This is a genomic window from Streptomyces sp. E2N166, from assembly GCF_003671715.1.
GTDB classification, from domain to species: domain Bacteria; phylum Actinomycetota; class Actinomycetes; order Streptomycetales; family Streptomycetaceae; genus Streptomyces; species Streptomyces thinghirensis.
The window spans coordinates 1,138,662-1,147,199 of sequence record NZ_RAIF01000006.1 but is presented as its reverse complement, the minus strand read 5'-3'; the positions used below and the strand labels follow the sequence as shown (position 1 = coordinate 1,147,199).

The 8,538-nt window shown below is 73.4% G+C and carries 6 protein-coding genes and 2 pseudogenes; 4 read left to right on the top strand and 4 right to left on the bottom strand.

Annotated elements, in window-relative coordinates; all coding sequences use genetic code 11:
• The 4 genes and pseudogenes from EBH09_RS38605 to EBH09_RS05535 form a co-directional block, all read right to left on the bottom strand.
• A pseudogene (locus EBH09_RS38605) lies at positions 1–113 on the bottom strand (allophanate hydrolase subunit 1); the annotation flags it as partial.
• Positions 110–868, bottom strand: coding sequence for a 5-oxoprolinase subunit PxpA (locus tag EBH09_RS05545; protein WP_121745842.1), 759 nt, complete (start codon positions 866–868; stop codon positions 110–112). The gene EBH09_RS05545 and the pseudogene EBH09_RS38605, both read right to left, overlap by 4 nt.
• A gap of 46 nt (positions 869–914) precedes the next feature.
• Positions 915–1,748 (bottom strand): putative hydro-lyase, encoded by an 834-nt coding sequence (locus EBH09_RS05540; RefSeq protein ID WP_121745841.1) that lies wholly within the window; start codon positions 1,746–1,748, stop codon positions 915–917.
• Positions 1,745–3,067 (bottom strand): MFS transporter, encoded by a 1,323-nt coding sequence (locus tag EBH09_RS05535; RefSeq protein ID WP_121745840.1) that lies wholly within the window; start codon positions 3,065–3,067, stop codon positions 1,745–1,747. Before EBH09_RS05535 ends, EBH09_RS05540 begins: the two co-directional genes overlap by 4 nt.
• Positions 3,068–3,243: 176 nt before the next feature.
• Here EBH09_RS05535 and EBH09_RS05530 point away from each other — a divergent pair, with 176 nt between their 5' ends.
• From EBH09_RS05530 to EBH09_RS05510, 4 genes and pseudogenes are all read left to right on the top strand, one after another.
• Positions 3,244–3,939, top strand: coding sequence for a GntR family transcriptional regulator (locus EBH09_RS05530; protein ID WP_121745839.1), 696 nt, complete (start codon positions 3,244–3,246; stop codon positions 3,937–3,939).
• 327 nt (positions 3,940–4,266) lie between these two features.
• Positions 4,267–5,793 (top strand): hypothetical protein, encoded by a 1,527-nt coding sequence (locus EBH09_RS05520; protein WP_121745838.1) that lies wholly within the window; start codon positions 4,267–4,269, stop codon positions 5,791–5,793.
• 85 nt (positions 5,794–5,878) lie between these two features.
• Complete coding sequence (locus tag EBH09_RS05515; RefSeq protein WP_121745837.1) at positions 5,879–6,760, top strand: hypothetical protein; 882 nt, start codon at positions 5,879–5,881, stop codon at positions 6,758–6,760.
• 55 nt (positions 6,761–6,815) lie between these two features.
• Positions 6,816–8,538 (top strand): annotated as a pseudogene (locus tag EBH09_RS05510) (hypothetical protein); the annotation flags it as partial.

Genomic DNA, 8,538 nt, shown 5'->3' with positions numbered 1-8,538 from the left:
GCGAGGGTGCCCGCCGCGCGGCGCCGCAGCAGCTCCGCGTGCAGGGCCTCCGCCTCGTCGCCCGAGGCGACCTCGACGAGCAGGGCGTCGTCGCCGACCGGCAGGACGTTCATGCGAAGGCCTCCACGCGGACGCCCGACGCCTCCAGCCGCTGCCGGACCCGGCGGGCCAGTTCCACCGCGCCGGGCGTGTCGCCGTGCACGCACAGGGAGCGGGCCCGGACCTCGACACGTGCCCCGGAGCGGGCGGTGACCGTGCCGGAGACGGCCAGACCCACCGAGCGCTCCACCACGGCGTCCGGGTCGGCGACCACGGCGCCCTCCTGCCCGCGCGGCACGAGCGTGCCCTCGTCGGTGTACGCGCGGTCGGCGAACGCCTCCGTGACGACCGGCAGCCCGGCCCGCCCCGCCAGCTCCAGCAGGCGCGAGCCCGGCAGCCCCAGCACGGGCAGCGCGCCGCCCGCGAGGAGCACACCGTCGACGACCGCCGCGGCCTGCTCCGCGTCCCGCACCACCCGGTTGTACAGCGCGCCGTGCGGCTTGACGTAGGCCACGCGGGTGCCGGCCGCGCGTGCGAACACCTCCAGGGCGCCGACCTGGTAGGCCACCTCGGCCGCCAGCTCGGCGGGCGGCACGTCCATCGCGCGCCGCCCGAAGCCGGCCAGGTCCCGGTAGGAGACCTGGGCGCCGATCGTCACCCCCCGCTCGGCCGCCAGCGCGCACACCCGCCGCATGGTGACCGGGTCCCCGGCGTGGAAGCCGCAGGCCACGTTGGCGCTGGTGACGACCGAGAGCAGGCCCGCGTCGTCGGTGAGCCGCCAGCGGCCGAAACCCTCGCCGAGGTCGGCGTTGAGGTCGATCGAGGTCATGTCTCCAGTGTCTCCGGTTTCCGGCCTGTCTCGGGACATCCCGGGATCAGGCGACGCGGTACTGCTCGTCCCGTGCGTCGGTGAGGAACATCTGCCCCGGCGCGTGGGTGAGGGCGAAGGGCGGACGCGAGGCCATGACCGCCGCCTGCGGAGTCACTCCGCACGCCCAGAACACCGGGATGTCGTCCGGCCCGGCGTCCACCGGGTCGCCGAAGTCCGGCCGGCCCAGGTCGTCGATGCCGACCGCCGACGGGTCCCCGCAGTGCACCGGGCCGCCGTGCACGGCGGGGAGCAGACTGGTCTCGCGGATCGCCGCCGAGAGGTGAGCGGGCGGCACCGGGCGCATGGACACCACCATCGGCCCGTGCAGCCGCCCGGCCGGACGGCACTGCCGCCCGGTGACGTACATCGGGACGTTGCGCCCCTGCTCGACGTGGCGGATCGGGACGCCGGCCGCGGTCAGCGCCCACTCGAAGGTGAAGCTGCAGCCGATCAGGAACGACACCAGATCGTTCCGCCAGTGCGCGCGTACGTCCGTCGGTTCGTCCACCAGTTCGCCGTGCCGCCACACCCGGTAGCGCGGCAGATCGGTGCGCAGGTCGGCGCCGTCGGCGAGCGCGGTGGTCCAGGACCCGGCGTCCGTGACGTCGAGGACCGGGCAGGGCTTCGGGTTGCGGGTGCAGAACAGCAGCATGTCGTACGCCCAGTCGGCGGGCACCGAGATCAGGTTGGCCTGGGTGTGGCCGGCCGAGACTCCGGCCGTGGGGCCGGTGAGCCCTTCTCGGACGCGGGAGCGGGCCGCTTTCGGGCTCCACGCGCGCGCGTGCTCGTCGACGAGGACGATCGGCCGGTCTCCGGACACGTGGTGCGAGTGCTTCATGCCAGTTCCCTTCCGCGCGTCTCGGGCAGCCCCAGCAGAGCCAGCGCCGCGATGCCGTAGCCGATGGCGCCGAAGACCAGCGCGCCGCCCACGCCCCAGCTGTCGGCCAGGAAGCCGACCGTGGTCGGGAACACGGCGCCCACGGCGCGTCCGGTGTTGTACGTGAAGCCCTGGCCGGCACCGCGTACGGCCGTCGGATACAGCTCGCTCAGGTACGAACCGAAGCCGCTGAAGATCGCCGACATGCAGAAACCGAGCGGGAAACCGAGCACCAGGAGCAGGGTGTTGGCGCCGCTGGGGATGTTCGCGTACGCCAGGATGCACAGCGCCGACAGCAGCGCGAAGAGCCAGATGTTGCGCTTGCGGCCCAGCCGGTCGGTGAGGTAGCCGCCGGTGAGGTAGCCGATGAAGGCGCCCGAGATGAGGAAGGTCAGGTAGCCGCCGGTGCCGACGACCGACAGGTCGCGCTCGTCCTTGAGATACGTCGGCACCCAGGTGGCAAGGGTGTAGTAGCCGCCCTGGACGCCGGTGGAGAGCAGGCTCGCCCAGAGCGTGACGCGCAGCAGGCCCGGCGAGTCGGCCGTACCCGGCTTGAAGATCGCCGCGAACGAACCCTTCCCCGCGCCTTTCCCGCGGACCTCTGCGGCCTTGGGCGCGTCGTGGACGCTGCGCCGCACCCAGACCACGAGCAGCGCGGGCAGCGCGCCGGTCCAGAACATCACGCGCCACGCCAGATCGTCACCGACCAGCGAGAACACCAGCGTGTACACGACCACGGCGAGCGCCCAGCCCACCGCCCAGGAGCTCTGGATGGCGCCGAGGGTACGGCCCCGGTGCTTGGCGCTCGCGTACTCGGCGACCAGGATCGCGCCGACCGCCCACTCGCCGCCGAAGCCCAGGCCCTGGAGGGCGCGGAAGACCAGCAGCGTCTCGTAGTTGGGCGCGAAACCGCAGGCCACCGTGAAAACGGCGTAGGTGATCACGGTGAGCAGCAGTGCCTTGACCCGGCCGACGCGGTCCGCCAGGACGCCCGCGAGGGCGCCGCCGATCGCCGAGACGACCAGCGTGACCGTCGTGAGCAGACCGGTCTGACCGCTGTCCAGGCCGAAGTACGCGGCCAGCGCGACCATGGTCAGCGGCAGCGTGAAGTAGTCGTACGAGTCGAGGGCGTAGCCGCCGAACGCGCCGCCGAAGGCGCGGCGGCCCCGCGGGCCGAGGGCGCGCAGCCAGCCGAACGGGCCGTTGTCCGACGGGTGTTCACCCGCGCCGGTGGGACGGGTCTCGGCGGACGGGGCCTGCGGTGGAGGGGTTGTGCTCATGGGCACCTCGCAGTGGGAGGACGGAGGGTGCTTGTCGAGACTGAGCCGGTCGGTGCGGCGGCGTGGGTGGGGGGAGCGGACGCCGTGTCGTCACTTGATGGCACCGTAGAGGATCGTTCAACGATCCCTCAATACCCATGTTGTTTCGTTCTGGTATCTGCGATTGAATTCCGGGCATGGCAGAGCAGTTGACGGGACTGGCCGACGACCGCGCCCTCCTCGGGCGGACCAGCACCGCCGAGCGGGTCTCGGACATTCTCAGGAGCCGGATCGCCGAGGGTTACTTCCCGCCCGGGACCCGCCTGTCGGAGGACAGCATCGGTGGCGCGCTCGGCGTTTCCCGGAACACACTGCGCGAGTCGTTCCGGCTGCTCACCCACGAACGCCTGCTCATCCACGAGCTGAACCGCGGCGTCTTCGTCCGGGTCCTGACCGTCGAGGACGTCGAGGACATCTACCGCACCCGCGCCCTCGTCGAATGCGCCGTAGTCCGGGGCCTCGGGGAGCCGCCGTACGGCCTGATGGGACTCGCCGGGGCCGTCGAGGACGGACGCCGGTCGGCCCGCGAAGGTGACTGGAAAGCTGTGGGCACGGCCAACATCCACTTCCACCGGGAACTGGTGGCCCTCGCCGGCAGCGAACGCACCGACGAGCTGATGCGCAGCGTCTTCGCCGAACTGCGCCTCGCCTTCCACGTCGTGGACGACCCGAGGCGCCTGCACGAGCCGTACATCGCACGGAACGCGGAGATCCTCGCGGCGCTGGAGAGCGGCGAGCGGGAGACGGCGGAGCGGCTGCTCGCGGTCTACCTCGAGAACTCGCTGAAGCGCGTCGTGGAGGTCTACCTCCGGCGGGTCGGCGACGAGGGCTAGCCGGGGGGTCGGCGACGAGGGCCAGTCGGGGGGTGTCGTTCGGATCAGGCCGGCTCCTGGCGACGGTGCCGTGCGACTGACCCCGAGCGGGGTCCGGTGCGTGCGGTTGCGAGGCGGCGGAGGGCGCCAGGGCGGAGCCCCGGCGACCGACGACAACGCCGCGGATGTGCGTGCCGGGCCGCGCGACCCCGGCAGGATCCGAACGACACCACGGGGCCACCGCCGGCTGGACCGCGAACCGGGGCGGGCCGCCTGCGAAGCCTGTCGCGTCGGGGCCCATCTGCGTCGTTTGGGTCGTTGTCAGACCGAGGACCTAGTCTGTGCACCGTGACTTCGCCTGCATCGACGGACAGCGTTCCGCCCCAGCTCAGCGCGGGGCCGCGCCCTGCCCCGGGCCCGGCCGCCGACGAGGGGCTGGCGCGGCGGCTGCGCGCGCTCGCCTGCACGGCGCCGCTGCACGACCTCGACGCGCGCAAGGCCAACCTCGCGGGCGAGTACTCGGTGTACGGCATGGCGGAGGTCGCCCTCTCCGCCATCGACCTCGTCACGCTGAACATGGACTTCGACACGGGCGCCGACCACGACCAGATAGTGGCCCGGCTGATCCCGCGCGTCGCCGCCCAGGCACCGGCCCGGCCCGCCGCCGAGCACGAGCGGGTGGCCCGCTGGGTCCTGGAGAATCTGATCAACGTCGGCAGCGTCGACCGCGGCTTCCGCGCGGTGTACGGCACCTTCGGGCCGGACGGCACCTATGTGCGCCGCGACTACGACTTCAAGCTCCTGGAGGAGGTTCCGGGCCCCGGCGGCACCGTCTACCTCCGCACCACCGACGAGGCGGTCAACGTCCTCGTCGGCGCCCTGGACACCGACGTCACCAGCGCCCAGATCGCCGCCGAGGTCAAGCTGGAGGTGCTGATCAGCCGCGGCCGGCTCGCCGACGCCCAACTCGCCGCCGAGCAGGCCCGGTACCGGACCGTGCAGTACTCGGAGACCCTCCGCAGGGCCCTGGACGCCACCCGGCGCAACGTCCGCGCGGTGGACTGGCTGAGTGCCGTCCCCGACATGATCGCCGAGGCCCTCGACCACGTCGCCGACCGGTACCGCCACGAGAACGCGATCCTCACCAACATCCGCAAGGCGCGCGACGAGTCCGAGGACCCCGAGCACAAGCGCCGCGCGGCCGAGCTCGTCGACATCGTCAAGGACTGCATCCGCCGCCACACCCAGCTCCAGTCCCGCCTCCTGGAGGCAGGCCCGCTCTTCCGCGCCGAACAGGACCGGCAGGCCTTCGCCACCCCCCTGACCACCTCGGGCCTGGACCTGTACGGCCATCTCGTCGCGCCCGTCCTGCCGTTGCCCCTGGAGCGGGCGCTCCGCGTCACCGACGCCTTCTTCGCCCGCGGCACCGGTATGCGCACGCCCGTCTCCGTCCGGGTCGGCGACCTCGTCGACATCCTCCTGACCCCGCCCGTGGAGCGGGAGCACCTGGGCGCCGAGATGCCGGAACCCGACCTGATCGCCACCCCGGACGACAGCCGCTTCAGCGAGGAGCAGCTCGCGGCGGCCATGGAGCTGCTCGACCTGCCGCACGACGCCCCGCGCCGGCTGTCCGGGCTGCTGGCCGACGCCCGTGCCCAGGACCCCGAGCTGCCGTACCTCGTCGCGCTGCTCGCCGTCCACGCGGCCAGTCCGCCCGTCGGCACCGCATACCGCCAGGGCGAACCGAAGCTCCTGTTCGCCGTGGACGACGGCACCGAACTGGACGACCCCGAGTTCGGCGGCGCCGACCTCGTCGTCGGCACGGCGCTGCTGGACGCCGCCGGGATGGCAGCGGACCGCACGGAGGCGGCATGACCGGCTCCCGCGACCTCACCCGCGAGCACCAGCGCCAGCAGCAACAGCACCAGCACCAGCACCAGCACAGCAAGGAGTACCGACCGTGACCGAGCACGTCGACCGGAGCGAACCGGAGGCGGGTGCCGCACCGGCCACCGCGGCCGTCACGCCCGCCGACGCCGCCGACGCGGCGCGGCTCGTCGCCTTCGGCCTCCAGCCCAAGCTGCTGCCCGCGCGCGACCAGGAGTACGCCGACCTGCTGCGCCGCTACCGCGAGGACCCGCCCTTCGCCCGGCTCGCCGACGCCGTGGCGGCCGGCCTCGGACTGATCGTCCTGGAAGTGTCCCCCCGCGCGGGAATGGCCGTGACCGCCGCCGAGGACTCGGTGTTCGCCGTCCGCATGGGCGACTACGCGCGCCGTGCCGCCACCGACGCCGGCGACCGCTTCCTGCACGGACTGGCCCACCTCGCAGTGGCCGCCATGGCCTACCCGCGCCCCGAGGACCTCGCCGACGACGGCTACATCGGCCGCGTCACCGTCAACGGAGTGGACGCCTTCGTCCGCCAGGCCTGCCGACGACTGGAGGAGCGGGCCGAGGAACAGGGCGAGAACACCGACCCGGCCACCGACGCCCCGGGCCTGGAGTCGGCCTGGCGGATCTGGGTCAGACGCAGCGCGACCGGCGCGACCAAGGACGCGCGCAGACTCCCCGGCTCCACCACCGGCATCGTCGGCAAGGCCGCCGCCTTCCTCACCGAGTCCGGCTTCCTCCAGCGCACCGGCGACGACAACGGCGGCACCTACCGCACGACGGCCCGCTACCAGCTCCAGGTGCGCGACATGGCGGGCAGCGCCGCAATGGCCGAGCTGCTGGACCTGGGCGTCGTCCCGGTGACCGACGGCACGGCGACCCTGCTGCCCGCCGACGAGACGGAGGACCTGGAACTGGTCGCCGACGCCGGCCTGCCGTTCCACTCCTCCTGACAACCGCTTACGCCCCCAGCACCCCCACTTTCACGAAGACTTACGAGAGTCCGCCATGTACGAGCTGTCCCGGGTCCGCCTCTACTCCATCGGACCCGCCGGTGCACGCTACGCCGACACCGTGCTTGACCTGCGCGGTGTGGGCGAGCCCGTGCCCGATCCCGCGCCCGCGCAGGCGGAGTTCTTCGAGGAGGAGCCCGTCGGTCCGCCGCGCCGGCCCGCGCCGGCCGGCGTGCTCTTCCTGGAGAACGGCGGCGGCAAGTCCGTCCTGCTCAAGCTGATCTTCTCGGTGATGCTGCCGGGCCACCGCAACACCCTGGGCGGCGCCAGCTCCGGCGTGCTGCGCAAGTTCCTGCTCGCCGACGACTGCGGACACGTGGCGCTGGAGTGGCAGCACGTGCAGACCGGCGAGTGCGTCGTCGTCGGCAAGGCCAGCGAGTGGCGTGGTCGCCAGGTCTCGGGCGACCCGCGGAAGTTCGCCGAAGCCTGGTACTCCTTCCGGCCGGGCCCCGGAATGACCCTGGACAACCTGCCCGTCGCCGAGGCCACCGCCGTACGCCCGCCCGTCGAGGGCGTCTCCGGCGCGCAGGGCCGGCGCCGCACCATGAAGGGCTTCCGGGACGCCATCACCGAGGCCGGCAAGGCCTACCCGCACCTGGAGGTGCACTGGGAGGAGATCCACGACCGCTGGATCGAGCACCTCGGCGACCTCGGTCTCGACCCCGAACTCTTCCGCTACCAGCGCGAGATGAACGCCGACGAGGGCGAGGCAGCCGGCCTCTTCGCGGTCAAGAAGGACTCCGACTTCACCGACCTGCTGCTGCGCGCCGTCACCGACACCCGCGACACCGACGGACTCGCCGACCTGGTCAGCGGGTTCGGCAACAAGCTCGGACGGCGCGCCGAGCTGATCGCCGAACGCGACTTCACCGCCGGGTCCGTCGATCTCCTCGGCCGCATCGTCGACGCCGCCGACGCCCGCACCCGCGCGCGGGACATCCACACCGCCGCCGAACGCCGGACCAGGACCCTGGCCCGCCGGCTCTCCGCCCGTGGCACCCGTGAGCGGGTCCGCGCCGGCGACCTCGCCCAGCGGGTCACCGCCGCCGCCTACGCCGTCACGCACGCCGAGTCGGCCCGGGACCGCAGCTCCCTCATCGCCGCCGAACTCGCCTACCGGCACGCCTCACTGGCCCTGACCGGAGCCGAGAAGTCGGCCGCCGCGCAGAAGCGTGAACTCGCCGACGCGCGCACCCTGCACTCCGCCTGGCAGGCCGCCGAGGCCGTGCTGCGCCACCGCGCCGCCGCCGACCGCGTGGCCCGCGTGTCCGCCGCCATCCAAGAGGCCGAGCGGGACGCGGCCCCCGCGCTCGCCGCCCGCGCCAAGGCCGCCGTCGAACTCGTCCGCGCCCTGCACGCGGCGGCCGGGAGGGCCGAGCACCACGCCAACGAGGAGGAGGAGCGGTCCGCCTCCCTCCAAGAGGTCAGCGACGCCGCCCACCGGGACTCCACCACCGCCGCCACCGAGGCGCAGCGCGCCCGCAGCGAGGCCGGGCACCTGCGCCAGCGCCTCACCGAGGTCGAGCAGGAGACCGCCGAGGCGGTCCGCGCCGGCTGGCTCGACGACAGCACGCCCGACGCCGACCCCGCCCGCGCCGCCCTCGCGGCCAGCGACGCCGAGAAGACGGCCGTCGCGGCCTGGGACACCGCCCGTGAGGCGGCACTCCGGACCACGGAGCACGCACGCGAGGCCGCCGCCGCGGAGAGCCGCGCCGAAC